This is a genomic window from Ruegeria sp. H7, from assembly GCF_056532945.1.
Genome location: NZ_JBQFNZ010000001.1, coordinates 235,389 through 260,488, shown reverse-complemented (window position 1 = coordinate 260,488; position 25,100 = coordinate 235,389). Strand labels below are relative to the sequence as shown.

31 protein-coding genes and 1 tRNA gene are annotated in these 25,100 nt (G+C 60.1%); 14 read left to right on the top strand and 18 right to left on the bottom strand.

Annotated elements, in window-relative coordinates:
- Nucleotides 1-167: 167 nt before the first annotated feature.
- A complete protein-coding gene (locus ACR0AC_RS01265) occupies nt 168-593 on the bottom strand; it encodes an SRPBCC family protein (protein WP_170621580.1) in 426 nt (141 codons plus the stop codon).
- A complete protein-coding gene (locus ACR0AC_RS01260) occupies nt 590-910 on the bottom strand; it encodes an ArsR/SmtB family transcription factor (protein WP_480625847.1) in 321 nt (106 codons plus the stop codon). The genes ACR0AC_RS01265 and ACR0AC_RS01260 overlap by 4 nt, the downstream gene beginning before the upstream one ends.
- A gap of 115 nt (nt 911-1,025) precedes the next feature.
- On the opposite strand from ACR0AC_RS01260, the gene ACR0AC_RS01255 reads away from it, so the two are divergent.
- On the top strand, nt 1,026-1,457 hold the full coding sequence (locus ACR0AC_RS01255) for an MmcB family DNA repair protein (RefSeq protein WP_170451551.1): 432 nt from the start codon (nt 1,026-1,028) through the stop codon (nt 1,455-1,457).
- Nucleotides 1,458-1,463: 6 nt separating this feature from the next.
- Here the strand turns inward: ACR0AC_RS01255 and ACR0AC_RS01250 are convergent, their stop codons facing one another.
- Nucleotides 1,464-1,652, bottom strand: coding sequence for a DUF6324 family protein (locus tag ACR0AC_RS01250; protein ID WP_170451549.1), 189 nt, complete (start codon nt 1,650-1,652; stop codon nt 1,464-1,466).
- 77 nt (nt 1,653-1,729) lie between these two features.
- Here ACR0AC_RS01250 and ACR0AC_RS01245 point away from each other — a divergent pair, with 77 nt between their 5' ends.
- Together ACR0AC_RS01245 and ACR0AC_RS01240 are read left to right on the top strand one after the other, a co-directional pair.
- Nucleotides 1,730-2,212 (top strand): GNAT family N-acetyltransferase, encoded by a 483-nt coding sequence (locus ACR0AC_RS01245; protein ID WP_170451547.1) that lies wholly within the window; start codon nt 1,730-1,732, stop codon nt 2,210-2,212.
- A 47-nt stretch (nt 2,213-2,259) separates the two neighbouring features.
- Nucleotides 2,260-2,336 (top strand) — tRNA-His (locus ACR0AC_RS01240).
- A 72-nt stretch (nt 2,337-2,408) separates the two neighbouring features.
- On the opposite strand, the gene ACR0AC_RS01235 is transcribed toward ACR0AC_RS01240, so the two are convergent.
- From ACR0AC_RS01235 to secG, 10 genes are all read right to left on the bottom strand, one after another.
- Nucleotides 2,409-3,215 (bottom strand): ABC transporter permease subunit, encoded by an 807-nt coding sequence (locus tag ACR0AC_RS01235; protein ID WP_170451545.1) that lies wholly within the window; start codon nt 3,213-3,215, stop codon nt 2,409-2,411.
- Nucleotides 3,216-3,306: 91 nt separating this feature from the next.
- Nucleotides 3,307-4,194 (bottom strand): ABC transporter permease subunit, encoded by an 888-nt coding sequence (locus ACR0AC_RS01230; RefSeq protein WP_170517773.1) that lies wholly within the window; start codon nt 4,192-4,194, stop codon nt 3,307-3,309.
- An 82-nt stretch (nt 4,195-4,276) separates the two neighbouring features.
- A complete protein-coding gene (locus tag ACR0AC_RS01225; protein WP_170451541.1) occupies nt 4,277-5,026 on the bottom strand; it encodes a transporter substrate-binding domain-containing protein in 750 nt (249 codons plus the stop codon).
- A 33-nt stretch (nt 5,027-5,059) separates the two neighbouring features.
- The gene (locus ACR0AC_RS01220; RefSeq protein ID WP_170517776.1) at nt 5,060-5,836 is read right to left on the bottom strand and encodes an amino acid ABC transporter ATP-binding protein; all 777 of its coding nucleotides are present in this window, start codon (nt 5,834-5,836) and stop codon (nt 5,060-5,062) included.
- Between the two features lie 125 nt (nt 5,837-5,961).
- Nucleotides 5,962-6,705 carry a phosphate/phosphite/phosphonate ABC transporter substrate-binding protein gene (locus ACR0AC_RS01215; protein ID WP_480872212.1) on the bottom strand — a complete coding sequence of 248 codons (744 nt, stop codon included), beginning with the start codon at nt 6,703-6,705 and terminating at the stop codon, nt 5,962-5,964.
- Nucleotides 6,706-6,710: 5 nt separating this feature from the next.
- Nucleotides 6,711-7,148, bottom strand: a complete 438-nt coding sequence (locus ACR0AC_RS01210) for a tellurite resistance TerB family protein (protein WP_170517782.1) — start codon at nt 7,146-7,148, stop codon at nt 6,711-6,713.
- A 20-nt stretch (nt 7,149-7,168) separates the two neighbouring features.
- Nucleotides 7,169-7,618 (bottom strand): tellurite resistance TerB family protein, encoded by a 450-nt coding sequence (locus ACR0AC_RS01205; protein WP_170451533.1) that lies wholly within the window; start codon nt 7,616-7,618, stop codon nt 7,169-7,171.
- A 183-nt stretch (nt 7,619-7,801) separates the two neighbouring features.
- A complete protein-coding gene (locus tag ACR0AC_RS01200; RefSeq protein ID WP_480871680.1) occupies nt 7,802-8,578 on the bottom strand; it encodes an isocitrate lyase/PEP mutase family protein in 777 nt (258 codons plus the stop codon).
- Nucleotides 8,579-8,675: 97 nt separating this feature from the next.
- Nucleotides 8,676-10,319, bottom strand: coding sequence for a CTP synthase (locus ACR0AC_RS01195; protein WP_170451529.1), 1,644 nt, complete (start codon nt 10,317-10,319; stop codon nt 8,676-8,678).
- A gap of 160 nt (nt 10,320-10,479) precedes the next feature.
- Nucleotides 10,480-10,845 carry a preprotein translocase subunit SecG gene (secG, locus tag ACR0AC_RS01190; RefSeq protein WP_170453086.1) on the bottom strand — a complete coding sequence of 122 codons (366 nt, stop codon included), beginning with the start codon at nt 10,843-10,845 and terminating at the stop codon, nt 10,480-10,482.
- A 151-nt stretch (nt 10,846-10,996) separates the two neighbouring features.
- On the opposite strand from secG, the gene nthA reads away from it, so the two are divergent.
- The 5 genes from nthA (at nt 10,997) to ACR0AC_RS01165 (ending at nt 14,367) form a co-directional block, all read left to right on the top strand.
- Nucleotides 10,997-11,611, top strand: a complete 615-nt coding sequence (gene nthA / locus ACR0AC_RS01185) for a nitrile hydratase subunit alpha (RefSeq protein ID WP_170451527.1) — start codon at nt 10,997-10,999, stop codon at nt 11,609-11,611.
- Complete coding sequence (nthB, locus tag ACR0AC_RS01180; RefSeq protein WP_170621588.1) at nt 11,608-12,285, top strand: nitrile hydratase subunit beta; 678 nt, start codon at nt 11,608-11,610, stop codon at nt 12,283-12,285. Before nthA ends, nthB begins: the two co-directional genes overlap by 4 nt.
- Nucleotides 12,282-12,620 carry a nitrile hydratase accessory protein gene (locus ACR0AC_RS01175; RefSeq protein ID WP_170451523.1) on the top strand — a complete coding sequence of 113 codons (339 nt, stop codon included), beginning with the start codon at nt 12,282-12,284 and terminating at the stop codon, nt 12,618-12,620. Before nthB ends, ACR0AC_RS01175 begins: the two co-directional genes overlap by 4 nt.
- A 215-nt stretch (nt 12,621-12,835) precedes the next feature.
- Nucleotides 12,836-14,131: an adenylosuccinate synthase gene (locus ACR0AC_RS01170; RefSeq protein ID WP_170451521.1), complete on the top strand. Its 1,296-nt coding sequence runs from the start codon at nt 12,836-12,838 to the stop codon at nt 14,129-14,131.
- Nucleotides 14,131-14,367 (top strand): DUF2842 domain-containing protein, encoded by a 237-nt coding sequence (locus tag ACR0AC_RS01165; protein ID WP_170451519.1) that lies wholly within the window; start codon nt 14,131-14,133, stop codon nt 14,365-14,367. Before ACR0AC_RS01170 ends, ACR0AC_RS01165 begins: the two co-directional genes overlap by 1 nt.
- An 89-nt stretch (nt 14,368-14,456) precedes the next feature.
- Here the strand turns inward: ACR0AC_RS01165 and ACR0AC_RS01160 are convergent, their stop codons facing one another.
- Nucleotides 14,457-16,007: a midas domain-containing protein gene (locus ACR0AC_RS01160; RefSeq protein WP_170451517.1), complete on the bottom strand. Its 1,551-nt coding sequence runs from the start codon at nt 16,005-16,007 to the stop codon at nt 14,457-14,459.
- A gap of 219 nt (nt 16,008-16,226) precedes the next feature.
- On the opposite strand from ACR0AC_RS01160, the gene ACR0AC_RS01155 reads away from it, so the two are divergent.
- Nucleotides 16,227-16,838, top strand: a complete 612-nt coding sequence (locus ACR0AC_RS01155; RefSeq protein WP_480871679.1) for a thiamine diphosphokinase — start codon at nt 16,227-16,229, stop codon at nt 16,836-16,838.
- Here ACR0AC_RS01155 and ACR0AC_RS01150 read toward each other — a convergent pair.
- The 4 genes from ACR0AC_RS01150 to ACR0AC_RS01135 are packed head-to-tail and all read right to left on the bottom strand — an operon-like array spanning nt 16,783 to nt 20,257.
- Complete coding sequence (locus ACR0AC_RS01150; protein ID WP_480871678.1) at nt 16,783-17,697, bottom strand: DMT family transporter; 915 nt, start codon at nt 17,695-17,697, stop codon at nt 16,783-16,785. The genes ACR0AC_RS01155 and ACR0AC_RS01150 overlap by 56 nt on opposite strands.
- Nucleotides 17,698-17,742: 45 nt before the next feature.
- Nucleotides 17,743-18,159: a GFA family protein gene (locus ACR0AC_RS01145; protein WP_170517811.1), complete on the bottom strand. Its 417-nt coding sequence runs from the start codon at nt 18,157-18,159 to the stop codon at nt 17,743-17,745.
- A gap of 21 nt (nt 18,160-18,180) precedes the next feature.
- Entirely contained in the window at nt 18,181-19,554 is a 1,374-nt protein-coding gene (locus ACR0AC_RS01140) for an L-serine ammonia-lyase (protein ID WP_170451509.1), read from the bottom strand.
- A gap of 1 nt (nt 19,555) precedes the next feature.
- Nucleotides 19,556-20,257 (bottom strand): glutathione S-transferase family protein, encoded by a 702-nt coding sequence (locus ACR0AC_RS01135; protein WP_480871677.1) that lies wholly within the window; start codon nt 20,255-20,257, stop codon nt 19,556-19,558.
- A gap of 169 nt (nt 20,258-20,426) precedes the next feature.
- Between ACR0AC_RS01135 and rpiA the strand changes: the two genes are divergently transcribed.
- The 5 genes from rpiA to ACR0AC_RS01110 all read left to right on the top strand — a co-directional run bounded on the left by rpiA (nt 20,427) and on the right by ACR0AC_RS01110 (nt 24,987).
- Nucleotides 20,427-21,215, top strand: coding sequence for a ribose-5-phosphate isomerase RpiA (rpiA, locus tag ACR0AC_RS01130; protein ID WP_480625854.1), 789 nt, complete (start codon nt 20,427-20,429; stop codon nt 21,213-21,215).
- 126 nt (nt 21,216-21,341) lie between these two features.
- The gene (gor, locus tag ACR0AC_RS01125) at nt 21,342-22,700 is read left to right on the top strand and encodes a glutathione-disulfide reductase (protein WP_480780423.1); all 1,359 of its coding nucleotides are present in this window, start codon (nt 21,342-21,344) and stop codon (nt 22,698-22,700) included.
- A gap of 72 nt (nt 22,701-22,772) precedes the next feature.
- The gene (gene hflK, locus ACR0AC_RS01120) at nt 22,773-23,915 is read left to right on the top strand and encodes an FtsH protease activity modulator HflK (RefSeq protein WP_170630295.1); all 1,143 of its coding nucleotides are present in this window, start codon (nt 22,773-22,775) and stop codon (nt 23,913-23,915) included.
- Nucleotides 23,915-24,793 carry a protease modulator HflC gene (hflC, locus tag ACR0AC_RS01115; protein ID WP_170451499.1) on the top strand — a complete coding sequence of 293 codons (879 nt, stop codon included), beginning with the start codon at nt 23,915-23,917 and terminating at the stop codon, nt 24,791-24,793. Before hflK ends, hflC begins: the two co-directional genes overlap by 1 nt.
- Nucleotides 24,793-24,987: a DUF2065 domain-containing protein gene (locus ACR0AC_RS01110; protein WP_170330952.1), complete on the top strand. Its 195-nt coding sequence runs from the start codon at nt 24,793-24,795 to the stop codon at nt 24,985-24,987. Before hflC ends, ACR0AC_RS01110 begins: the two co-directional genes overlap by 1 nt.
- Nucleotides 24,988-25,100: the final 113 nt, after the last annotated feature.

Below are 25,100 nucleotides of genomic sequence, written 5' to 3'. Positions count from 1 at the left end.
ATTCCCGAGGACCTGTATGTACAGGTGGGCGCCGGGTAATCAGGCCAGGACCTGAACAGAGCCAGCCCCCTCGGAATTGCTTAAGGCCACCAGAATGCTACCTGTCACAAGAAGGGCAGAACCCGCCAAGCGCTTAGTTAGGGCGTCTGACGGGTTCGCACAAGGGGTCACGCATCAACAGTTTCGTGCAATGCCGTGCGCATCTTGCCGAAATGCTCGTCCCAGCCGTTGTCCAGCGCCAGGATAAGGCCGAAGGCGTCGGCATTCTGCGGCAGGCCTTCGTGCAACAGGCTCAGACGCGTTCCGCCCGCAACCGGAGTAAGCGTCCATTTGACCACGCTGACGGCGTCGCCCATGGGTTTCACGGTGAAGGTGTATTCCAGATATTCCGGCGCGCGCGCCTCGCGGACGTCGCCCCAGATCAAAAGGTCGCCGCTGGTGGTTCCGTACATCTCAAGCTTTTGACCCTTGGCCAATGGGCGCTGGGGTTTGTGGAACCATTCCGCCAGCCTATCGGGCTCGGTCAAATAGGCCCATACGGTTTCCGGTTCGGCCCGCAGAAAAATCGTTTTTTGTAATACAGATTTGGTCATTTGTCTTTCCTTTCAATAGCTTCCTTGAGAGAGTTGAGGCGGTCATCCCAGAACTGGTCAAAGTAGCTGAGCCAGTCCAGAACCGGGGCCATACCGCGGGGTTCTATGCGATTGATGCGTTCACGACCGCGCGCCTCAACCGTGATCAACCCGCCATCAGACAGGACCGTCAGGTGTTTCTTGACGGCGGCGCGGGTCATGTCGAAGCGGTCCGTCAGTTGGCCGATTGTCATATCCTCGCACGCCAGCAGTTTGACGATGTCACGCCGGGTAGGGTCGGCCAGCGCACGAAACGCGTTTTGGGTTAGGGTCTGCATTTGTCACCTCGGTAAAGATACCATTTGGTATCATATTAATGCAGTACCATACGGTATCATGTCAAGTCCCGTGCGGAGGCTTTACATTTGTTCACGAATTGTTCACATTTCTCACATGACACTGGATCTGCAACCCGGACAGAAACTTGCGCGTGGCGTGGCGCGTCACCTGACCGCGCATGGTTTTGTTTCCGTTGAGGAATTCGTTCCGGCGCGTGGCCTGCGCGTCGATGTGATGGGGCTGGGCCCGAAGGGTGAGCTTTGGGTGATCGAGTGTAAATCCAGTCGCGCCGATTATCAGTCGGATTCGAAATGGCAGGGCTATCTGGAGTGGTGCGACCGATTCTTTTGGGCCGTGGATACCGAGTTCCCGACCGAGCTGTTGCCCGAGGAAACCGGCCTGATCATCGCCGACGCTTATGATGCAGAGATCATCAGAATGGCACCCGAAGACAAGCTGGCCCCGGCGCGGCGCAAGAAGATGATCCAGAAATTTGCAACCGACGCGGCCCGCCGTCTGCTGGCGCTGCGTGATCCGCGAATTTGAAGCTGGTCAGTCTTTGACGGCGCGCGCCGCCTGTGCTGCTGCGCGCAGTTCGTCGGCGATTTCTTCAGCCTCTTCGGGGTCGAAATCCATTGGAATTTCGATGCCATCGGCCTCGATGAACAAACGCACCATCCCCTGATCGGTAGGCCCGATCTGAAGGTTGGCCTGAATGTCTCGTTCGGTGTTGATACCCATACGCGCCTCCGGGACTGAGCACTCGTGCTAGCGCGCGCGGGGTTGAGAATCAAGCCGCCAATGCGCTCAGATATGGCATGGCAAATGTGGATCTCAGACAATTCCGGGCCGAAGATGCTCCGTGGCTGGTTGAACGGCACGGCACGCTTTATGCGCGGGACGAAGGCTTTGATGAGACATTCGCCCCGCTGGTGGCGCGTATTCTCGACGACTTCATCGCGGATCATGATCCGACCTGCGAGCGCGGCTGGATCGCCGAGCGGGACGGAGAGCGGTTGGGCAGTATCTTTTGCGTCAGGCTGGATGACCAGACGGCAAAACTCCGTCTGTTCCTCTTGGTGCCCGAGGCGCGCGGTTTGGGGCTGGGCAAGCGGCTTTTGGCAACCTGTATGGGTTTTGCTCGGGCTGCCGAATACAGACAGATGCAGCTATGGACCCATGAAAGCCACAAGGCCGCCTGCGCGCTGTACAAGGCCACCGGTTGGCAGTTGGTGGACAGCAAACCGGTGCGGTCTTTCGGGGTCGATCTTGTCGAACAAAGCTGGAAAATTCAGCTTTAATCCTCTTGCATTCCCCGGGCGCGTTCGGTAAATCGCCCCTCACGAGTGCCGCCTTAGCTCAGTTGGTTAGAGCGCTGGATTGTGGATCCAGAGGTCCCCTGTTCAAGCCAGGGAGGCGGTACCACTTCCCCAATATGAAACACAAAACTCGCGCTTTTTGGCGGGTCATTGCGGTGTGCCAATGGCGCGCCTGAATTCAGCGCGCCAGGTTCAGTTTGAACTTCATCTTGCTCTGTTTCGCGGCGGGCAAATGCCGGTTCAGGCGTTTGTTGACCAGTCCAAAGCCCCAGATGATCACCAGCGTCAGCAGGATGAAGTAGAAGGCCAGAATCGGGTAAGGCACAAACGGGTTGAACGTCTTGTCCGCGAAATAGCTGGCGTAATACAGCGCATCTCCGCGTTGTTGCCAGGCGGGGAAGGCCGAGAAGAAGACCAGCGTTGTGGCGTGGAACAGAAAGATCGCCTCATTCGTGTATGCAGGCCATGCCAGTCGCAACATAGTGGGCCATACAATCCGGCGGAAGCGGGCCCAGCCGGTCATGCCATAGGCATCCGCCGCCTCGATATCGCCTTTGGGGATCGAGCGCAGGGCGCCATAGAAGATCTCACCCGTATAAGCGGCGGTATTGAGGAACAGAACGATCAGCGCCCCCAGCCAGGCCGACGTGAAGGCGTCGAACATCGGATAGGGTTTCTTCAGCGACAGGAAGAAGAAATAGGCAAAGAAGAACTGGATGAACAAAGGCGAGCCGCGGAACAGAAAGATGAACCATTCCGCAGGCTTGCGCATCCATTTGTTCGGGGACGCCTTGCCGACGGCCAACGCGGTGGCCAGAAAGAACCCGGTCGCAAGGGCCATGATCCCGAAATAGACATTCCAGATCATGCCCGAACCAATCAGCGTGAACTGCTCGCACAGGGTAAAGTCGGATTTGGGCAACAAGCGCTCGCCAATGCCGACAGAGCGGAGGGCGTAGTCCTGAATTGTCTGGATGCAACTCATGCCCGGGCTCCTTGCAAAGGAGACCGCGTGCGCGAAAGCCATTGCATTGCAATCGCGTGCGGCACCCGGTTGAGGTTTTGAAGCGCGATTGTCATGCCGTCGTCTCCTTGCGCAGCAACTCTCCGCCCGCGGTGGCCTGACCGTGGGACAGGCGGCGCATCAGCTTTTCAAGCACGATTTCCGAGATGCGGGTCATGCCGAGATAGAAGATCAGCAGGAACAGGAAGTACCACATGCGCCAGTCGCCATGCGGGTAATCGGTGAAGCGCGAGGTTTTGGTGCCACCCAACTCTCGGGCCCAATAGACGATGTCCTCGATGCCCAGCAGGAACAGCAGTGGCGTCGCCTTGATCAGCACCATCCACAGGTTCGACAGGCCGGGCAGGGCGTAGACCCACATTTGCGGCACGAGGATACGCCAGAACGTCTGGCGGCGGGTCATGCCATAGGCTTCGGCGGTCTCAAGCTGGGCATGCGGAACCGCCCGCATCCCGCCGAACAGCACGTTGGCTGCAAACGCACCGAAGACGATCGAGAAGGTGATGACGGCCAGCACGAACCCGTAGGTTTCGTGTACCCATTCCGGTGCGCTACCCAAGGGCAGTTTTGCGGCCTGACAGACGATGAAGTCATTGCCCTGACGCACCGGGTCGGTCCATTCGGGACACATAACTTGGTGGCGTGTCCATTCGAACGCCTGATCCAGAGCAATCACAAAGAACAGAAAGAACGCGATGTCGGGCACGCCGCGTACGACCGCGATGTATCCTTTGCCCAACCAGCTGAGCGGAGCGAAATGCGACCGGGCTGCCATTGCACCTGCAAACCCGAAACTCAGCGCGACCGGGGCGGTCACGGCCAGCAACCCGAGGACCTTCAGAAACGACAGGTAGAACGACCAGTGCACACCGTTGGTCAGGTAGCACGAGAACCAGCGGAACGTGCCCAGCGTGTCGGGATCAGCGCAATAGGAAAACATACGGCGTCTTTCGAACGTCAGCCCCGGCGCAAGGCCAGGACAGGTTCGGCGCCATGAGGGGCGCCGAACCCATGTGTGCAGATCAGTTGGTGACGACCGAACCGTCAGAGTTATAGGTCGGCACGCCTTCGCCGAACCACTTGACGATCAGCTCGTTCAGTGAGCCATCGGCCTTCATCGAGGTGATCGCCTCGTCGAACTTGCCGCGCAGCTCGCCATCGGATTCGCGGATGCCCAGGCCAATGCCACCGCCCAGCGGGACGTCATCACCGACAAAGACCAGCTCACCACCGGATTCCTCGACGATCGGGACCAGGAAGTCCTTGTCGGCAAAGACCGCATCAGCCTCACCGTTGCGCACGGCTGCGATGGTTTCTTCCGGGGTTGCGAATTCGACCAGAGTCGCGCCGGATTCGGCGACGTGACCGGCCTGAATGGTTGCAGTCTGCGCCGCAACGATGCCGCTGCTCACGTCGACGCCGTCCGACGCACCGACATAGGCCGAGGCTGCGGGCGGGAAGTAGTTCTGAGTGAAATCAATAACTTCATCGCGTTCGTCGGTGATCGACATGCCCGCGATGATGGTGTCGTAGTTGCCCGACACAAGGTTCGGGATGATCGAATCCCAGTCGTTCTTGACCCATTCGCAGTCCAGATTGGCGCGTTTGCACAGCTCGTCGCCCACTTCACGCTCGAACCCGTCGATCTCGCCGGCGTCGTTGATGAAGTTATACGGAGGGTAAGCGCCCTCGGTCCCCATGCGGACGGTGTCGGCCATGGCGATACCGGCGGTCAGGGCCAGCGCTGCGGTGGACAGAATCAGGTTTTTCATTGGTTACTCCCCAGTTTGGTTCTGTTTTTGAAACTATGCCGCCTGAGTGGCGGAGAGAAAGCCCCGAAGCCGTTCGGATTCGGGAGAGGTAAAGATATCTTCGGCCGTGCCTTCTTCTTCGATCCGGCCTTGATGCAGGAACACGACATGGCTGGAGATATCCGCCGCCATCTTCATGTCATGGGTCACGATGATCATCGTCCGGCCCTCGGCAGCCAGGTCCTTGATGACCTTGATGACTTCTTGTTCCAACTCGGGGTCCAGCGCCGAAGTCGGCTCGTCAAACAGCAGCGCCTCAGGCTCCATGCACAAGCCACGCGCGATGGCCGCGCGTTGCTGTTGGCCACCGGACAGCTGTGCCGGATAGACGTCGCACTTGTCGCCAATGCCAACCTTTTCAAGGTATTTGCGCGCGCTGTCTTCCACTTCGGCCCTGTCACGGCCCAAAACGGTTACCGGAGCTTCCATAACATTTTGCAAAATGGTCATGTGTGCCCACAGGTTGAACTGTTGAAACACCATCGACAGGTTGGTGCGAATGCGCAGGACCTGCTTGGGATCGGCAGGGCGACGTCCGTTTCCTGACCCGCTCCACTTCACCGGTTCGCCTTTGAACATGATCTCGCCCTGTTGACTGTCTTCCAACAGGTTGCAGCAACGCAGAAGGGTGGATTTGCCAGAGCCGGATGAGCCAATCAGGGACACGACGTCGCCGCGTTTTGCGGTGATGTCCACGCCCTTGAGCACCTCGAGATTACCGAAGCTTTTGTGAAGGTTCCTGATCTCGATTACGGCAGATGCGTCTGACACGGAAGGTCCAGTTGTTGTTGGTATTGGTGCGGTAATAGGGCGGAAAAACGGGCGCAATGCAATGCGCAAATCACAGATTCGTGCGGTTAATCAACCAAAATGGCCAGAGGGTATGACCAAATCGGTCAGCTTCTGCGCGCAAATGCTTCGGGCGTGGGCGGAGTTGGAACCGCAAGGTACTGATCCGCCGGAATATCGATCAACCCGCGGATGTGAAGCCGCCGCCTGTCATCATCCGAAAGGTCCACAATGGCGGACCGAACAGCCTTGGCGATCTGGTCCGCGTCTTGGCTGAGCGAGGTTATGAACGGCAGGGCAGGGGTCGGGGTCGTGCGGGTTATTTCGCGTAAACGGCTGCCCAGATCTGTATGCTCATTCAGCAACTCCCATGTCAGCGCATCCAGCGATGCAAAGTCTGCGCGACCCTCCGCCACGGCCTGCGCGGACAGCGCGTGGCCGCCTGTTTCCAAAAGCTGGGTCGGAGCCAGACCCAGCGCAGTCAGATGCGTGGTCGGGGCGGCCCAACCGGATTGAGACAGCGCCTCGTTATACGCAAAAACTCCGTTGGTCAGATCGCCCAGATCGCGCGGATCATTCGCACGGGCAACAAGAACCGAGCAATAATGGCCAGCGGGGCAGCCGGGCAGGTCGTAATCCGGGGTGCCAACCAACTGCACCTGACCATGCAGCCGGGTGCGGTAGGGCATCCCGCAGGTCTGGGCAAAGATCAGAGCGGAATCCTGCCAGACGTCCCAGACATCTCGGGTTCGGTCCAGATGCTGCGGGCCATAGCCCAGATTCGCATGGATCAAAGACCAGAATCGGTCATTGGTGGCGCGCAAGGCGGGCATGTCATACATGCCCAGCATCGCTGTCACGCTTTTGCGGCCTTCTGACGGGCGCGCGCCGAATCCACGTCGCTGACGCCCAACAGGCTGACAACCAGTCGCAGCAGCGAATCCTCTTCGCCGGTGCGCTGACCATCGGCCAGCGCGACCGACCACATGGCCTGAACCACGGCCAGACGATCCTCGTAGGCGACGGCCTCTTTGATCGCGCGGGTAAAGCGGACGGTGTCGGGGGCCTCGGCCTCAAGGTCTTCGGCCTGGGCGCGCAGGGCTGCGGCCTCGAACGGTGACAGACCGTAGCGCTCGGCCGAGACCTTGTCGATCCGCGCCATTTCAGTGTCGGCATAGTCATTGTCGGATCGCGCGATGCGGACCAACAGGGCCGTCAGGGCCAGCCGCGCATCGTTTTCGACCAACGGGTCGGGATCGGGCTGGGTCAGCCGGGACAGAAAATCGCTAAACATGATACAGATATAGACGCGGCTTAGCTGGCTTCCAAGCGGCTTTGCACACGTTCGCGCGCGGCCTTGCTGTCGTTAAAGCTCAGCCCCATGGCGGCGCGGGCCTCTTCGACGATCTTGATCTCACCCTCGTCCGAGTCGCCGTCGGCCAGCACCACCTCCCACAGGGCATCCAGCGCGGCCATGCGTTCCTCAAGGCCCGTGGTCTCGCGGATCAGCTTGCCGAAGGTGTCGGTTTCGGGGGCGGCTGCATGCAGTTTCTCGCAGGTTGCGCGCACTTTGGCGGCTTCGATTGCGTTATGCTGATAAAGGCGCGCCAGTATCCGGTCGATCAGGCTGATTTCTTCCAGCTTGTAATCGCGATCCGCCTGCGCCACCCGCACCATCAACGCCCCCAACGCCAGTTCGGCATCAGGGTCAGGCAGTTGCTGGGTCTGAGGCGGTCTGAACGCCTGAAAGAACTTTTTCAACATGAGGTCAGGTTAGTCCATATTTTGTGGCGCGCCAAGCTGGGACTACCCGTCATAGGCATGAATAATCACAAGATCGCCGAGGGCGACTGAATCCCGCCCAGCCTTGGGGAATTGGTATCCGCATTTTTGTGACAAGGCGGGATACTGAGATTGTCCGGTCCCTAAATCTAGGTCACCAGACGCTTACATGGCGTAGTCGATGGCGCCACGTGCCTGTTCCGTCAGCCATGCTACCATCTGGCGATAGGGCACTGGGCCATAGCTGACCCGCGCCACGCCCAACGTTGCCAATCGCGGTGTGTCCGGGGTGCCGGGCAGGGCGATGATGTTGACCGGCAGCTCCGTTGCTGCGCAGAGCTGCTCAATCATCGCTTCGTCCTTCAGGCCGGGGGCAAAGAACCCGCTGGCCCCGGCGGACTGGAACGCCGCCGCACGGGCAACCGCGTCGTCCAGCATGGCTGCGTTATGCGTGTCGGCGTGCGCTTTCAGGAAGATATCGGTCCGGGCGTTGATATAGGCCGGAACCCCTGCCGCATCACACGCCTTGCGCATCGCTTCAATCCGTGTGGCCTGCTCGGCAATGGGGTAAAGGCCATCACCGCCGACGATCTGATCCTCGAAGTTGAAGCCCACCACCCCGCAGTCCAGGGCCCGCAATACGTTTTCCGCAATCCCGTCAGGATCAGCGGCATAAGCCCCCTCAAAATCCAGAGAAACAGGCAGATCGACCGCGGCCACAATGCGTTTTGCATTGTCCAAGGCGGCCTGCAGCGGGATATTCTCGCCGTCCTTGAACCCCTGCGCCATCGCGACCGGGGCACTGCCGGTCGCGATCGCCTGCGCACCTGCGTCGCGCACGGCCGCGGCGCTGCCTGCGTCCCAGATGTTGAACAGGATGACCGGATCACCTTTCTTGTGCAGGCGGGTGAAGGTTTCGGCGTGTTGGGCTTGGGTGGTCATGGGGTATCTCCTGTCGAAGCTTGTTCAACAGTTAACCCCATGCCGGGCATTCGCTAAGCGCTTAATTGTGTCGGTACATCACTTTGCAGCGACCGGATCAGACCAGACGCGACGTGTCCTTGGCCGCGCGCACAAAGTCGCGGAACAAAGGGTGCGGATCGAACGGTTTGGATTTCAATTCGGGGTGGTATTGCACACCGATGAACCACGGATGATCCGACCATTCGACGATTTCCGGCAACCGGCCATCGGGGGACATGCCCGAGAAATTCAGGCCCGCCTTTTCCAGCTTGTCGCGATACTTGATGTCCACCTCATAGCGGTGGCGGTGACGTTCCTCAATCTGAGTGCCGCCATAGACCTCTGCCACTTTGGAGCCGTCGGCCAGAACCGCGTTATAGGCCCCCAGCCGCATTGTGCCGCCTTTGTCATCGCCGACCTTGCGCTCGACCTTGTGGTTGCCCTGCACCCATTCTTTCAGGTGGTAAACCACGGGTTCAAACCGCCGCTTGCCCGCTTCGTGGTCAAATTCCTCGGACCCTGCCTCGGCGATGCCCGCCGCATTGCGCGCCGCTTCGATCACGGCCATCTGCATCCCCAGACAGATACCCAGATAGGGCACCTTGTGCTCACGTGCATATTGCGCCGCTTTGATTTTGCCTTCGGTTCCACGCTCGCCAAACCCGCCGGGCACGAGGATCGCGTGGAAGCCTTCCAGATGCGGGGCGGCGTCTTCGGTGTCGAAAATCTCGGCATCCACCCACTCGACCTTGACCTTGACGCGGTTGGCCATGCCGCCATGGGTTAGCGCCTCGGCAATCGATTTATAGGCGTCTTCCAGCTGGGTGTATTTGCCAACGATGGCCACCTTCACCTCGCCCTCGGCGTTGTGGATGCGGTCACTGACGTCTTCCCATTTGGCCAGATCGGGCTTGGGTGCAGGGCTGATCTGGAACGCATCCAGAACCGCCTGATCCAGACCCTCGCGGTGATAGGCCAGCGGGGCGTCGTAGATGGTCGAAAGATCCTGCGCCGCGATCACGCTGTCCGGGCGCACGTTGCAGAACAGTGCCAGCTTCTCGCGTTCCTTGGTCGGAATCGGTCCTTCCGAGCGGCAAACCAGAATATCGGGGGCCAGACCGATGGACCGCAGTTCCTTGACCGAGTGCTGGGTCGGCTTGGTTTTCAACTCACCCGACGCCTTGATATAGGGCAGCAGCGTCAGGTGCATGAACAGGCACTGACCGCGCGGCTTGTCCTGGCTGAACTGACGGATGGCTTCGAAAAAGGGCAGGCCTTCGATATCGCCGACAGTGCCGCCGATCTCGCACAGCATGAAATCAACCTCATCCTCGCCGATGGCGATGAAATCCTTGATCTCGTTGGTGACGTGCGGGATCACCTGAATGGTTTTGCCGAGGTAATCCCCGCGGCGTTCCTTTTCCAACACGTTGGAGTAAATCCGCCCCGAACTGACCGAGTCGGTCTTGCGGGCCGCCACGCCGGTGAAACGTTCATAGTGGCCAAGGTCCAGATCGGTCTCGGCCCCGTCATCGGTGACGAAAACCTCGCCATGTTCAAACGGCGACATGGTGCCGGGATCGACGTTCAGATAGGGGTCCAGCTTGCGCAGGCGCACCGAATATCCCCGGGCCTGTAACAGCGCGCCCAAGGCCGCCGAGGCCAGTCCTTTGCCCAAGGACGAAACCACACCACCAGTGATGAAAATAAATCGCGCCATAGTTTTTCGGCTGCTCCCGTGAGACGTCAAAATCAGCTGCCCGACGGTTTCGAAAAACCGCTGCATCACGGGACTTCACGTATAAAGGATTCGCGCGCATAGCGCAAGAGAACCGCAAGATGCTGTTGCAGTTCTCTTTCAGGTTTCTAGGTCTAGTGGATCAGTCGGCCTGGGGGATCAGCGGCGCGTTGTCGCCTTCTGCCGGAGGCAGCAGATCATCTGCCGACGGAACCGCAGGTGTGCTTTCTTCGGTTGCCGCAGGGGCCGGAACGCCCAGACGGTCGATCACCGAACTGCCCGAGGATTTCTGCGCCGCCAGAATGGTCAGCGTGATCGAGGTCACGATGAAGCAGGCCGCCAGAATCCAGGTCACTTTGCCCAATGCCGTCGCCGCTGCGCGGCCGGTCATGGCACCGCCGCCGCCGCCACCCATGCCAAGGCCACCGCCTTCGGACCGCTGCATCAGCACAACGGCAATCAGGCCCAAAGCCAAAAGAAGGTGGATGATGAGAACAACGTTTTCCATGGTGGTCCCGTGCAGCGTGACGTGTATCGCGTGGTACTTATGCAAGTTTCAACTTGGGGGCAAGACACGAGTTCACATCACCCCGCGTGATGTATCATATCACAGCAAAGGGACTGGACAGAGCGATAAATCCTGACGCAGGCTTCGGGCTATGCCTCATGACGATCCCGACCACCCGCACGCCCTTTTGCCACCCGAACCCGCGCTGCGCGTCAAGGCGCTGGAGACGATTCTGATCCGCAAGGGGCTGATCGATCCGGCAGCATTAGATGAGATCATCGACACCTACCAGAACAAGATCGGCCCGCAAAACGGCGCGCGCGTCGTGGCAAAGGCTTGGAGCGACCCTGATTTCAAAGCGGCACTGTTGGAAGATGCCACGCCGGTCGTTGCCGAGCTGGGGTACTACGGCCGTCAGGGTGAACACATGGTCGCCGTCGAAAACACGCCCCGGCAGCACAACATGGTCGTCTGCACCCTGTGCAGTTGCTACCCGTGGCCGCTGCTGGGTATCCCGCCCGGATGGTACAAATCCGATGCCTATCGCGCCCGTGCCGTGCGGGAGCCACGCAAAGTACTGGCCGAGTTCGGCGTTACCTTACCCGAAAGCACCGCAGTGCGTGTCTGGGATTCGACCGCCGAGATTCGGTACCTTGTGTTGCCGATGCGTCCCGAAGGCACAGAAGGTATGGGCGAGGATGAGCTGACCGCTTTGGTGACACGCGACAGCATGATCGGGACAGGCTTGCCCAAGGTGCCCTCATGACACGTGTCCATGACATGGGCGGACGCTTTGGCGATGGCGAAATCCGGCCCGAGGCTGAGGGCGCGCCGGTCTTTGCCGAAGACTGGCACGGGCGGGCTTTGGCCGTGACGCTGGCTGCCGGTTTTCTGGGGCAGTGGAACATCGACATATCTCGCCACGCGCGAGAGCGGTTGTCGCCCAAGGATTACACCCGGTTTTCCTACTATGAGAAATGGATCTCGGGCCTTGCCGATCTGTTGGTTGAACAAGGCGTACTGACCCTGGATGATCTGCGAGGGGCCGGAGATGATGCGCCGCATCCCTTGACGGACAAGACGCTGAAGGCCGAGGCTGTCGCCGCTGCACTTGCAAAAGGCGGACCAGCAGATCGGCCTTCAAACGTTGCCGCGCATTTTACGATCGGTCAGCAGGTGGTGACAGCGCGACCAACCGCCAATCGCCTTGTCGATGGTGGCCACACGCGCTTGCCAGTTTATGCAGCAGGGGCGCGAGGTCGTATCCTGCGATTGCATGGAACCCATGTCCTGCCAGATTCCAACGCGCATCGTTTGGGGGAAGCGCCGGAACCGCTATATGCCGTTGTCTTCCCGGCGTCCGAGCTTTGGGCCGCCCCCGAACACCCGGATGATGAGGTCGTGCTGGACCTCTGGCAAAGCTATCTGGAGCCCGCATGAGTGACTGCACCACACATTCCGCGCCGGAACCGGTGTTTGCCGAGCCATGGCACGCGCAGGTCTTTGCCGTAACGGTTGCCCTGAATGAAGCCGGACGTTTCGGCTGGCCCGATTGGGCGGCCCGGTTTTCGGACACGTTGAAGCGCAACGGTCTGGACCGTGAACTGGACGGCGGAGACGACTATTTCCACGCCTGGCTGGAAACGCTTGAAGGGTTGTTGGTCGAACAGGGCGCGGCGGTGTCGGAAGACGTGCAGATGCTTCACCGCGCGTGGGAGCAGGCGTATCTGACCACACCCCATGGCCAGCCGGTCCACTTGCGACCAGGCGGGTAGGGGGCGCTGCCCCCGCCGCCCGTTCCGGGCGACTCCCCCGAGATATTTTTGGCCAGATGAAGCAGGGGATCCGATCTTCATCTGGCTATAAATATCCCCGCCGGAGGCATCGCGCGCCAGCGCGATTTCCATCTGCGGCGAAATAGCGGTTTCCCTGTCCTCTGTGCCCCGTTATACGAGCCGAGTTTGATTACTCAGCACGAAAAGGACCGGATATGGCCAACGTGGTTGTTGTCGGCGCCCAGTGGGGTGACGAAGGAAAAGGCAAGATCGTCGACTGGCTCAGCGAGCGGGCGGACGTCATCGCGCGTTTTCAGGGCGGACATAACGCCGGGCATACTCTGGTTATTGATGGCGAGGTTTACAAGCTGAACGCGTTGCCCTCGGGCGTGGTGCGTGGCGGAAAGCTGAGCGTGATCGGGAACGGCGTCGTTCTGGACCCGTGGCATCTGGTCACTGAGATCGCGTCAATCCGTAAGCAGGGCGTCGAGATCACGCCCGAGACTCTGATGATTGCTGAGAATACGCCGCTTATCCTGCCGATCCATGGCGAGCTGGATCGTGCGCGGGAAGAGGCGGCCAGCAAGGGCACGAAGATTGGCACCACCGGTCGCGGAATTGGTCCGGCCTATGAGGACAAGGTCGGGCGACGCTCTGTCCGTGTTGCCGATCTGGCCGATGACGCGACGCTTGAGGCGCGTGTAGACCGCGCGTTGCAGCACCATGATCCGTTGCGCAAGGGCCTGGGCATTGATCCGGTCGATCGCGACGCGCTGGTAGCGCAGTTGAAGGAGATCGCTCAGCAAATCCTGCCGTTCGCCGCCCCGGTCTGGAAGGTGCTGAACGAAAAGCGCAAGGCGGGCAAGCGGATCCTGTTCGAAGGCGCGCAGGGCGCGTTGCTGGATATTGATTTCGGAACCTACCCGTTTGTGACCTCTTCCAACGTGATTGCCGGTCAGGCGGCGACGGGTGTGGGTATCGGCCCGGGGTCTGTTGATTTTGTGCTGGGCATCGTCAAAGCCTATACCACTCGTGTGGGAGAGGGGCCTTTCCCGACCGAGTTGGACGATGATGACGGGATGCGCCTAGGGACCCGTGGCCACGAATTTGGCACGGTAACAGGCCGCAAACGCCGGTGTGGCTGGTTCGATGCCTGCCTTGTACGCCAGACCTGCGCGACCAGCGGCGTGAACGGCATATCGCTGACCAAGCTGGATGTTCTGGACGGGTTCGAGACGCTGAAAATCTGCACCGGTTATGATTTGGACGGAGAGCGTCTGGACTATCTGCCGACGGCTGCCGACCAACAGGCGCGCTGCACCCCGATCTACGAAGAGATGCCGGGTTGGAGCGAATCCACCGAAGGCGCGCGCAGCTGGGCCGACCTGCCGGCCAACGCGATCAAATACGTGCGCCGCGTCGAAGAACTGATCGAATGCCCCGTGGCGCTTTTGTCCACCAGCCCGGAGCGGGACGACACCATTCTGGTGACCGACCCGTTCGCAGATTGATGGGCAAGGACAAAAAGCCGGGCCTGAGTTACAAGGCCCGCCGCCGCTGGTCGCTGGTGATTTTGCTGGTCGGCCTGCCGCTTTACATTGTTGCGGTGGTGACCGTTGTGAACTGGCTGGATCGCCCGTCGATCCTGGTTGAGCTGTTGGTTTACATTGCCCTTGGCATTGTCTGGGCCTTGCCCTTCAAGTTCGTCTTCCGGGGAGTTGGCAAAGAGGATCCGGACGAGTCTTGACTCGATACTGAGACATCGCCGCCTAAACTGCTGGCAAAAGAAAAGGGCCGAGAGGTATCTCTCGGCCCTTCGTCTTTCTGATTGAGTGATCAGCCCGCCGCGCGTTCATCATCCGGGCGGAAACCGATCAGGTTCGAGGCTGCGAACCGGCCACCGCCTGCTTTCTGGATCTTGCCGTCGCGCAGCAATTGACCAAAGGAGCGCAGGCTTTCTTCGCGGTTGAATTCGTTCTGCTTCAACGAGCGGACCTTGTTCATCAGCTGCGGGCGCGAGAACTGTTCCTGACCTTCGATGAAGGACAGATAGGCCGCCGCCGCTTCCAGAAGATCGGGCAGGGACTGCGCGCCCTGATCCTGCGCGAATTGCGCAAAGCCGCCTTCATCCGCTGCGCTGTCGTCCTGCTGCGTGGTTACGCGGCGGGGCATGACCGGGCCGGCTTCGACGGCTTCGTCGTCTACACGCTGTTCTGCAACCAGTTTCAGCGGCGCGGCGTCATCGGATTCCGGACGCATGCTGGTGACCTGAATTTCCGGGCGGCGCGGGCTGACAACCGAGGCAAGATCGCCACGGTATTGCTGGTCAGGTGATGCCTTGTCGATTTCACCTTCGGCTTCGGTGGCCGCTACAGCAGTGCGCAGGTGCGAATATGTCTCACGCGCGTCGCTGGTGGCCGGGTCGCCCATCTGTTCATCAGCTTTGGCCATCAGGCGTAGAACGTCCTGATCCGATGCGCGCTCATCCGGCTGTTTCTGGTCCACGCGGTCGGACATATCTGCCTCGACGCTCGAGATTTTGTTCAGCAGGTTGACCTCGTCGTCCAGCGTCAGAACACCGGGCGCAACGTCTTCCTGAGGTTCTTCTTCGGCTTCCGCCTTCGCTTCGTGATCGCTCAGGATGTTCAGAATGCCATCATCACCCGCATCGTCTTCAGCGATATCTTCGAAATCCGAGAACAAGACATCGGCGGGCTGATCGTCTTCCGCCTCATCTTCGAAGAACGCGGCCGGAGCAGGCGCCGGTTCTTTCATGGCCACGGGCTGCGGTTCGAACGTTGGCTTCTGCGGCTCGAGGTCTTCGGCGCTCAGCGCACCGGCCTCGAACGCGGCGGTTACGGCGTCAACCGGAGCCGGGGCGGCGCTGAGCAGGGCCGAGTCATCATCTTCGGAATAGGCGACAGGGGTGGCGTCCGAATGCGAGACCACGGCGCGGATGCGCTGGAGTTTTGCGGCGATGCTGTCGGCAGCAGGGGCAGGTACGGCATCAGCTTGTTCAAACGACGTCTGCGGCGCGGGCTGGTGCACCGGCATCGGGGCCGGAGTTCGGGCCACGTTCACCTCAGATGGTACGGGGGCAGGGGCAGGCGCGGCCAACGGTGCGGGGGAGGCTTCGGTGGCGCGCAGCAACAGGCCGCTTTCGCTTTGCCGGGCTTCCACGTGCTGCGAGGCGTCGCGCTGCGCAATACGGGTCAGCATCTCGGCGTCGGGCTGGGGGGGTTCCGAACCGAAATACCGGTCATCTGCTGCGAGGTCGCGAAAATACTCGGCAATGGACTTCATCGTTTCGAACGAGTCGTCAAACCCTTCCAAAGTGCAGGAGAAAGTCCCATAAGAAACGGTCAATACCTTGTTATTCTGTACCATCAGACGCACGTCCTCTACAAACTACGAGAGCCAACCTACCCGGAATCGGGCACACACATCGGCTCAGAACTTTCTGCATGAACCTATCATTTTGTGGTCTCAATGTGTCCAAATCCGGGAAAAATGATCAATCTTAGAAAAAATGAGCCGATTGTGCGTTCAAACGGTCCAATTGGCCTGTTTGGAGGGGGATTTGTCGGGTTTGAGGACCTGAATTTGGTGCTAAATCGCGTCAGATCGGTCGTCGCGGCGGATGGCGGAGCGGCCATTTTGGTCGATTCGGACATAATTCCCGAGGTCGTGATCGGCGATTTCGATTCGATGAGTGAGCCTGTGATGGCGCAGCTGCCAGCGGATCGGTTGTTTCAAATCTCGGAGCAGAACAGTACGGATTTCGACAAGGCGCTGAGGCACATAGAGGCCCCACTGGTGCTGGGCGCCGGGTTTCTGGGCGGGCGGCTGGATCATCAATTGGCGGTTCTGAACACTCTGGTCGCGCGCTTGGATCGTCCCTGCATCCTGCTGGGTGAACATGAGGTGGTGTTCCACGCACCGCGCTGGATCACCCTGCACCTGACACCCGGCGATATCGTGTCCTTGTTTCCGATGCGGCGCGTCACGGGGCGCAGCCAGGGGTTGGAATGGCCGATCGAAGGGTTGGTGTTCGAACCGGATGGTCGGGTCGGAACTTCGAACCGCGCGGTGTCGGATGTCGAACTGCATATGGACGGGCCGGGCATGTTGCTGATGGTGCCGCGCGCGGCGCTGGATCAGGTTATGCAGGCGTTTCTGTCGGACCAGACCGGGCGGTGGCCCTCTCACGCAGAATGACATATAGCCCGGCACCGATTGTGATCAGAATGCCAATCGCCGCGATCCCGTCGGGCAGGTCGTGAAAGATCAGCCAGCCGATCAGGGTTGCAACCGGGATTTCCAGATATTGCATCGGGGCCAGCGTGGCCGACGGCGCATAGCGCAGCGACCAGGTCATCAGCAGATGCGCGACCGTTCCCAGCACGCCGATGGCCAGCAACAGCCAGTGGGTGTTGCCAGCGGGGATGATCAAGGACAATTCCCAAATCCCCGCATTCGTACCCCAAAGGACCACGGGCAGCAGCAGGATCGTGGCAAACACCCCGGACACGGCCTGCAGGGAGACCGGATCGGTTTCCTTGGCGATCTGCCGGGTCACCAGCATGAACAGGGCAAAGACGACGGCCACGATCAGGGGCAGCAGGGCGGGCAATCCGACCTCGACAAAGCTGGGCTGGATCACCAGCAAGGTCCCGATGAAACCGACGATACAGGCGATCAGGCGGCGCGGGCCGACCTCTTCCTGCAAGACGTATCTCCCAAGCAGCAGCATGATGAAGGGCATGACAAAGGCGATGGCAATTGCATCCGCCAGTGGCAGAAACTGCAACGCACTGAACATGGCGGTGATGCCAATGATGTGCAGAACCGTGCGGATCAGGGTCAGCCGCAGAACGCGCCCCCGCATGCGCCATGGCCGTCCCGTGACGGCAATCAGCGGGATCAGAATCGCCGCCTGTATCGCAAAGCGCACAAGCACCAGCAGACCCAGAGGCGTTGTTTCCCCCAATAGCTTGGCCATCGAGTCGCCAAGCGGTGCAAGCACGCAAAAGCCGAGCATCAGAACGATGCCGAATACGGGACGATCCTGGGTCATGGTCGCGACGCTAGCGGTTTCGCGGCGCGGGGGAAAGCTCTGTTCTCAGGCGTCCGGAAGGGGTTGGACTTTGGTGTAATCCGGGCCGGTGCAGGTCGGCAGACCATCATCCAGATGCAGCCAGTCCAGTTTCTCTTCATGCGACACATGCAGGGTCGGTTGCAGCGCTTCGGGGGTTTCCAGCGTGGCAACATACAAGTGCAGCACATCCGACATCTTAGCCGAGCGGAAAGAGATCGGCGTTCCGCAATGCGGGCAGAATGTGCGCTCGACACCGGGAGAGGAATTGAAACTCTTCGGTTCCTCTTTGGTCCAGCGCCATTGGGTGTCGCGGACCGCGAAATAGGTGGTCATGGGCGCGGCGCATTGGCGGCGGCAGCTGTCGCAATGACACGAGACGCAGGACAGGATCGGAGGATCAACCTCAAACGCGATCCTGCCGCACAGGCAATGTCCACGCATGATGCCGCCTCCTGTCTGACCTCAGCAGTTGGGGATGTTCACAGCCAAGCCGCCAAGTGATGTCTCTTTGTACTTCTCATGCATATCATGCCCGGTCTGGCGCATGGTTTCTATGACGGAATCCAAGGGTACGAAATGCTTGCCGTCCCCGCGCAATGCCAGCGACGCAGCCGACACGGCCTTGATCGCGCCCAGGCCGTTGCGCTCGATACAGGGCACCTGCACCAGACCTGCGACTGGATCGCAGGTCATGCCCAGATGATGTTCCAAGGCGATCTCGGCGGCGTTTTCCACCTGCTCGGGCGTGCCGCCCATCACCGCGCACAAACCGGCGGCGGCCATGGCCGAGGCGCTGCCGACCTCGGCCTGACATCCCGCTTCGGCCCCCGAAATCGAGGCGTTGAATTTCACCAGACCCCCAATAGCGGCGGCGGTCAGCAGGAAATCCTCGATATGGCTTTCCGATGCGCCGGGCACGTGGTCCAGGTAATAGCGCAGCACCGCAGGCAGAACGCCCGCCGCACCGTTGGTGGGGGCGGTGACAACCTGGCCTCCGGCTGCGTTTTCCTCGTTCACGGCCATGGCGTAAACGCTCATCCAGTCGTTGATCGTGTGCGGCGCAGTCAGGTTCATGCCGCGTTCAGCCATCAGCGCGTCATAGATGCCCTTGGCGCGGCGACGCACGCTCAGACCGCCGGGCAGAATGCCATCGGTGTGCAGACCGCGTTCGATGCAATCGTTCATCACTTGCCACAGACGCGCGCTTCCTTTGGCGAAACTGTCCGCGCATCCGCGCGCGATTTCGTTCTCGCGCTTCATCTGGGCGATGGACTTACCGCTGGAGGCGGCCATCTCCAGCATCTCGACCGCTGACTTGAAGGGGAACGGAACGGGTGCGCCTTCATCTGTCGCTTTGCCTTCGGCCAGTTCCTCTTCGGTCAGAACAAAGCCGCCGCCGATGGAATAGAACACCTGCCGCAGGATCACATCGCCCTGCGCATCGGTGGCCATCAGGATCATGCCATTAGCGTGGCCGGGCAGGTTGTGGTCATAGTCAAAGACCAGATCGGCCTTGGGGTCGAATTTCAGGGTCGGCAGCCCTTCGGGCGTGACCGTATGCGTCTCGGCAATCGCGGCCATGGCAGCCTCGGCCTTGTCGTTGTCATAGGTGTCGGGCACGAACCCGGCCAGGCCAAGAATTGTCGCCCGGTCGGTGGCATGTCCCACGCCTGTAAACGCCAGTGACCCATGCAGCGACCCGCGCAGCCCGGCGAACTCAAACGGTGAGGCGCGCATCATGTCAAGGAAACGCGCCGCAGCGACCATCGGGCCCATTGTGTGTGATGAGGACGGGCCGATGCCGACTTTGAACATATCAAAAACGGAAAGGAACATGTCAGATAGCTGAGCCTTCTGGAGGGTTGGCGTGGATCGGAGAGGTGAACGGGGTGACCCCAAGACCTTCGGCTGCAACGGCCGCACGGGTCGCGGGGCGGGATTCAAGCTGCATCAGGATCGCTTGCAGATAAGGCGTGTCCGCCAACTGATACCAACTGCGATCCGCGCTTGCCGGGTACAGCGCCATCCAGCGCATCATGCAGGCGAGGTAGTAGGTCAGGATCGATGGTTTGTCAGCGTTCAGCCAGTCAGGGGCCTTTGCGGCCTCGGTATCCAGATGTTTCAGATGGGTGCGCAGCCTTGGACGGATACCTTGGCGCAAAGGCTCGGCCTGCGCGGCATCGATGTATTTCTCGGCATAGAACAGAATGCGCAGATCGGCATGCAGCGTGTTTGACGCAAAGAACAGCCATTTCAGGAACGCCGCCCGATCCGGGCTGTCCGGTGCAGGGGCAAGTTGCCCATGTGTGTCAGCCAACCACAACAGAATGGCCGCTGTTTCAAATATTGGTCCGTTGGGCGTTTCCAGAACCGGGATCAGCCCGTTTGGGTTCAGCGCACGATAGGCCGCGCTGTCCTGCTCGTTCTGCCGCCGGTCGACCAGAACGGTGTCATAGGGTTGGCCCATCTCTTCCAACACCAGCCGGATCACCAGCGAGGCGTTGTCGGGGGCGTAGTGCAGGCGGTAGGACGTCGTCATGAGGTCTATTTATACCGCACCGCGAATCCAAAAAGACATGATTGCGACGTTTCCTATCGGAAACGCGTAGTCTTGCGACATCTTTCGAAGGGATCCCGGGTGAATTGGGTCTCGAAGTCGCGATGTGCATTCCGTATAAGTCTGGCAGACCAATCAGGGAATGCTGCCAATGACCGGAGAATTGTCGCCAATCGATACCGCAAAATACGTCGCGGCCCGACGCGCGGCAGAGATGGTCGAAGACGGGATGCGTGTCGGATTGGGAACCGGCTCGACCGCCGCCTGGCTGGTGCGACGTTTGGGTGAGCGCGCGCAGCAAGAAGGGTTGCGGTTCAAGGGTGTCCCGACCTCGACCCGTACTGCGCAATTGGCGCGTGAGGTCGGGATCGAGGTCGTCTCGCTGGATCAGGCCGGGTGGCTGGATCTTACGATTGACGGCGCGGATGAGTTTGACGGTGATCTGAACCTGATCAAAGGCGGCGGTGGCGCGCATTTGCAGGAGAAGATCGTGGCCACCGCCAGCGATCAGATGGTGGTGATCGCCGATGCAGGCAAAGAAGTTGAAACGCTGGGCGCGTTCCCTCTGCCGGTCGAGGTGATCCCCTTTGGCTGGCAAACCACGCGTACCCTAATCGAAGAGGCGCTGGATACGATGGATGTGCTTGGCACGACCTCGGCCCTGCGCATGAATGGCGAGGCACCCTTTGTCACCGATGAGGGCAACCACATTCTGGACCTACATCTGCAACGGATCGGCAACGCGCGCCAGATGGCACTGGTTCTGAACCAGGTGCCGGGCGTGGTCGAAAATGGCCTGTTCATCGACATCTGCGACAAGGTTGTGGTCGGCCACGGCGATGGCCGGGTCGAGCTGCGCGATATCAACGCAGGCACGATTGAGATGGACCAGTTGATCGGCGGTGCGCGCGAAAACCTGTTTTCGGACCTTGCGGATTGATCCCGGCGCGACCTTTGATGCAAGCATCCGTGAAAAAACCGAAATATGTGCATCAAGGGGTTGGCAGTCTGGTTTTTGCGCCCAGATACCCAGAGACTTTTTGAAAGCTGAACGAAGGAACCCAGCATGAGCTTTGACTATGATCTGTTCGTCATCGGAGGCGGCTCGGGCGGGGTTCGCGCGGCGCGCGTCGCCGCTGGCGAAAACGGGGCCAAAGTGGCACTGGCGGAAGAGGATCGCTATGGCGGCACCTGTGTGATCCGGGGCTGTGTGCCGAAGAAACTGATGGTGTTTGCCAGCGAGTTTTCGGGCATGGTCGGCGATGCGCAAGCCTATGGCTGGGACATTCAGCCCGGCGCGCTGAACTGGAACACGTTCCACGACAAGCTGGTGACCGAACTGGATCGTTTGGAAGGCATCTACCGCAATATCCTGAAGAACAACGGCGTTGAAAGCTTTGATCAGCGCGCCAAAGTTGTTGATCCTCATACGGTCGAACTGGCTGATGGCACTCGCAAGACCGCCAAGCACATCCTGATTGCCACTGGCGGTCGCCCGGTTGTACCGGACTTTCCGGGCTCGGATCTGGCCATCACCTCGAACGAGATTTTCCACCTGGAGAAGCTGCCCGAAAGTATCCTGATCGTCGGGGGCGGCTATATCGCCAGCGAGTTTGCGGGGATCATGAACGGGATGGGTGTAAAGACCACTCAGTTCTATCGCGGGGCGCAGATTCTGCGCGGCTTCGATGAAGAGGCGCGCGGCCTGATCTGTGAAGAGATGCGCCAGAACGGCATTGATGTGCGTCTGGGCACCAACGTGCTTGAGATGACCCAAGAAGGCGACAAGATCCGCGTCAAGGCCACGGATGGCACCGAGGATCAGTTTGACGTGGTCATGTATGCCACGGGCCGTGCGCCCAATGCCGACAATCTGGGTCTTGAAGAGGTCGGGGTCGAGCGTGGCCGCAAGGGCGAGATCATCGTGGATGAATACAGCCAGACTGGTGTACCTTCGATCTACGCCATTGGCGACGTCACCGACCGTGTGAACCTGACCCCGGTTGCGATCCGCGAAGGCATGGCCTTTGTCGAAACCGTGTTCAAAGGCAACCCAACGCCTGTGGATCACGAGTTGATCCCGACCGCGATCTTCACCCAGCCGGAATTCGGCACCGTGGGCCTCAGCGAAGAAGATGCGGCAGCGCAGGAGCCGATTGAGGTCTATGCGACCTCGTTCAAACCGATGCAAAAGGCGTTTGCCGGAGGAACGCAGCGGGTTCTGATGAAGCTGCTCGTCAGTCAGGCGACGCGAAAGGTGCTGGGATGTCATATCGTTGCGCCGGGCGCGGGTGAGATGATCCAGCTGGCAGGCATTGCCGTAAAGATGGGCGCAACCAAGGAAGATTTCGACCGTACAGTCGCGGTTCATCCCGTGATGGCCGAAGAACTGGTGACAATGCGGCAACCTGTGCGCACTGCTTGATTTGCAAGCGCGCGCACACAAGTTACAAGAGACCCCGTGATCACACGGGCCTAAACGAAGGAATTGATACATATGGCGGGCAACAGCGGTGGCCCCTGGGGGGGCGGAGGCTCCTCGGGCGGCGGAGGAAATCGGGGAAATAACGGGGACGGGCGCAAGCCCCCCGAAGGCGACGGCCCGCAGATCCCCGAGATCGATGAGCTGATGAAAAAAGGCCAGGAGCAGCTGCGCGTCCTGATGGGCGGTCGCGGCGGCGGTGGCCGTGGTGGCAATGGTTCAGGCGGCGGCGGTGGCCCGATCTTTACCAAAGGCACTGTAATAATCGGTGGCTTGGTGGCGATTGGCCTTTGGGCGGCTGCAAGTTTCTACACGGTTAAGCCGGAAGAACAGTCTGTTGAGCTGTTTCTGGGCGAGTTCTCAGCCGTCGGTAATCCCGGTCTGAACTTTGCGCCTTGGCCCGTGGTGACCGCCGAGGTTATCCCGGTGACCCGTGAACAAACCGAAGATATGGGCGGTACACGCGGCAGCGACGACGGTCTGATGCTGACCGGCGACGAAAACGTGGTCGACATAGATTATCAGGTCGTCTGGAACATCAACGACCCGGCCAAGTTCCTGTTCAACCTGCGCGACCCGCGCCAGACAATTCGCGCCGTGTCGGAGTCGGCGATGCGTGAGATCATTGCGCAAAGCGAGCTGGCTCCGATTCTGAACCGGGATCGTGGCGTCATTGCCGAGCGTCTTCAGGAACTGATCCAATCGACCATGGACAGCTATGATTCGGGTGTGAACATCATCCGTGTGAACTTTGACAAGGCCGACCCGCCGCAGGACGTGATCGCCGCTTTCCGCGACGTACAGGCCGCTGCGCAGGAACGTGACCGGCTGCAGAACGTCGCCGACGCCTATGCCAACCGTGTTCTGGCGGAAGCCCGTGGTGAAGCCGCGCAGGTTCTGGAAGAAGCCGAAGCCTATCGCGCCCAGCAGATCAACAGCGCGCAAGGTGAGGCAAGCCGTTTCAGCGCGGTTCTCGAAGAATACACCAAAGCGCCTGATGTGACCCGCAAACGCCTGTATCTGGAACGGATGGAGCAGGTTCTGGGTGATGTCGACAAGATCATCCTCGACGAGAACTCGACCGGTCAGGGGCAGGGCGTTGTGCCATATCTGCCGCTGAACGAACTGCGTCGCACCCCAGCCGCGGAGAGCAACTGATGCGTAAGTCACCCATTATCCTGATCATCGTTGCAATTCTGGCCGTTGCCGGGTTGTCCTCGATCTTCATCGTGGACGAGCGTGAACGTGCGCTGGTTCTGCAATTCGGTCGCGTTGTCGCCGTGAAGGAAGAGCCCGGTCTGGCGTTCAAAATCCCGCTGATTCAGGAAGTCGTTCGGTACGACGATCGGATTCTGTCGATTGACGTGCAGCCATTGGAAGTCACCCCGCTGGATGATCGTCGTCTGGTGGTTGACGCATTCGCGCGTTACCGGATCTCCGATCTTGAACAGTTCCGTCAGGCCGTTGGTGTTGGCGGTGTACCGGTCGCCGAAGATCGCCTGGACCGCATCCTGCGCGCCGAAACGCGGGAAGTTCTGGGTTCGGTATCCTCGCGGGATATCCTGAGTTCCGACCGAGCGGCCCTGATGCTGCGCATCCGCAACAGCGCGATTGCCGAAGCGCGGGCGCTGGGCGTCAACGTGATCGACGTGCGCCTGAAAGCGACCGACCTGCCGCAGGCCAACCTCGAAGCCACCTTCGACCGGATGAAGGCAGAACGCGAGCGTGAAGCAACCGACGAACGTGCACGCGGTAACGAAGCCGCGCAGCGGGTTCGCGCGCAGGCCGACCGGACCGTGGTGGAACTGGTGTCCGACGCCAACCGTGAGGCAGAGATCATTCGCGGTGAAGCCGACGCCGAACGCAACGCGATCTTCGCCGAAGCCTTTGGCAAAGACCCGGAGTTCTTCGAATTCTATCGCTCGCTGTCGGCCTATGAACGCGCGCTGGGCGGTAGCAACAGCTCGATGGTGCTGAGCCCGGATTCCGAGTTCTTCAACTACCTTAAATCGCCCACCGGGCAGGCGACCCAGTAATGGGTATGATCCTTCTGGCCTTCGGGCTGGTTCTGATTGTCGAGGGGCTGGCCTATGCGCTGGCCCCTTCGCTTATTGAACGTATGCTCGAGGCGTTGCGATCATTGCCGGAACAGGCGCGACGACTTGCAGGGCTTTTGTGTGTTGTCAGCGGTCTGGTCCTGCTTTGGGGCGCGTATCAGGTCGGGTTTTAACCCATCTGTTTCACTTGGTGGTGATTTCCCCGCGATCCTGAGTTGCGAGTGGGAACAAACCGACTACATTGGTTGCCAAGAAAGGTCTGCCTGCGGGCGGACAACAAGGATTT

Bases quoted from the DNA above. Each gene is read 5' to 3' on its own strand.
- nthB (WP_170621588.1), top strand. From the start codon at position 11,608: ATGACACGTGTCCATGACATGGGCGGACGCTTTGGCGATGGCGAAATC.
- ACR0AC_RS01265 (WP_170621580.1), bottom strand. From the start codon at position 593: ATGACCAAATCTGTATTACAAAAAACGATTTTTCTGCGGGCCGAACCG.
- hflC (WP_170451499.1), top strand. From the start codon at position 23,915: ATGCGTAAGTCACCCATTATCCTGATCATCGTTGCAATTCTGGCCGTT.
- hflK (WP_170630295.1), top strand. From the start codon at position 22,773: ATGGCGGGCAACAGCGGTGGCCCCTGGGGGGGCGGAGGCTCCTCGGGC.
- secG (WP_170453086.1), bottom strand. From the start codon at position 10,845: ATGGAAAACGTTGTTCTCATCATCCACCTTCTTTTGGCTTTGGGCCTG.
- ACR0AC_RS01260 (WP_480625847.1), bottom strand. From the start codon at position 910: ATGCAGACCCTAACCCAAAACGCGTTTCGTGCGCTGGCCGACCCTACC.
- ACR0AC_RS01255 (WP_170451551.1), top strand. From the start codon at position 1,026: ATGACACTGGATCTGCAACCCGGACAGAAACTTGCGCGTGGCGTGGCG.
- ACR0AC_RS01195 (WP_170451529.1), bottom strand. From the start codon at position 10,319: ATGGCGCGATTTATTTTCATCACTGGTGGTGTGGTTTCGTCCTTGGGC.
- ACR0AC_RS01205 (WP_170451533.1), bottom strand. From the start codon at position 7,618: ATGTTGAAAAAGTTCTTTCAGGCGTTCAGACCGCCTCAGACCCAGCAA.
- nthA (WP_170451527.1), top strand. From the start codon at position 10,997: ATGCCTCATGACGATCCCGACCACCCGCACGCCCTTTTGCCACCCGAA.
- ACR0AC_RS01165 (WP_170451519.1), top strand. From the start codon at position 14,131: ATGGGCAAGGACAAAAAGCCGGGCCTGAGTTACAAGGCCCGCCGCCGC.
- rpiA (WP_480625854.1), top strand. From the start codon at position 20,427: ATGACCGGAGAATTGTCGCCAATCGATACCGCAAAATACGTCGCGGCC.
- ACR0AC_RS01160 (WP_170451517.1), bottom strand. From the start codon at position 16,007: ATGGTACAGAATAACAAGGTATTGACCGTTTCTTATGGGACTTTCTCC.
- ACR0AC_RS01150 (WP_480871678.1), bottom strand. From the start codon at position 17,697: ATGACCCAGGATCGTCCCGTATTCGGCATCGTTCTGATGCTCGGCTTT.
- ACR0AC_RS01145 (WP_170517811.1), bottom strand. From the start codon at position 18,159: ATGCGTGGACATTGCCTGTGCGGCAGGATCGCGTTTGAGGTTGATCCT.
- ACR0AC_RS01210 (WP_170517782.1), bottom strand. From the start codon at position 7,148: ATGTTTAGCGATTTTCTGTCCCGGCTGACCCAGCCCGATCCCGACCCG.
- ACR0AC_RS01140 (WP_170451509.1), bottom strand. From the start codon at position 19,554: ATGTTCCTTTCCGTTTTTGATATGTTCAAAGTCGGCATCGGCCCGTCC.
- gor (WP_480780423.1), top strand. From the start codon at position 21,342: ATGAGCTTTGACTATGATCTGTTCGTCATCGGAGGCGGCTCGGGCGGG.
- ACR0AC_RS01135 (WP_480871677.1), bottom strand. From the start codon at position 20,257: ATGACGACGTCCTACCGCCTGCACTACGCCCCCGACAACGCCTCGCTG.
- ACR0AC_RS01175 (WP_170451523.1), top strand. From the start codon at position 12,282: ATGAGTGACTGCACCACACATTCCGCGCCGGAACCGGTGTTTGCCGAG.
- ACR0AC_RS01230 (WP_170517773.1), bottom strand. From the start codon at position 4,194: ATGTTTTCCTATTGCGCTGATCCCGACACGCTGGGCACGTTCCGCTGG.
- ACR0AC_RS01225 (WP_170451541.1), bottom strand. From the start codon at position 5,026: ATGAAAAACCTGATTCTGTCCACCGCAGCGCTGGCCCTGACCGCCGGT.
- ACR0AC_RS01200 (WP_480871680.1), bottom strand. From the start codon at position 8,578: ATGACCACCCAAGCCCAACACGCCGAAACCTTCACCCGCCTGCACAAG.
- ACR0AC_RS01250 (WP_170451549.1), bottom strand. From the start codon at position 1,652: ATGGGTATCAACACCGAACGAGACATTCAGGCCAACCTTCAGATCGGG.
- ACR0AC_RS01110 (WP_170330952.1), top strand. From the start codon at position 24,793: ATGGGTATGATCCTTCTGGCCTTCGGGCTGGTTCTGATTGTCGAGGGG.
- ACR0AC_RS01245 (WP_170451547.1), top strand. From the start codon at position 1,730: ATGGCAAATGTGGATCTCAGACAATTCCGGGCCGAAGATGCTCCGTGG.
- ACR0AC_RS01215 (WP_480872212.1), bottom strand. From the start codon at position 6,705: ATGCTGGGCATGTATGACATGCCCGCCTTGCGCGCCACCAATGACCGA.
- ACR0AC_RS01235 (WP_170451545.1), bottom strand. From the start codon at position 3,215: ATGAGTTGCATCCAGACAATTCAGGACTACGCCCTCCGCTCTGTCGGC.
- ACR0AC_RS01170 (WP_170451521.1), top strand. From the start codon at position 12,836: ATGGCCAACGTGGTTGTTGTCGGCGCCCAGTGGGGTGACGAAGGAAAA.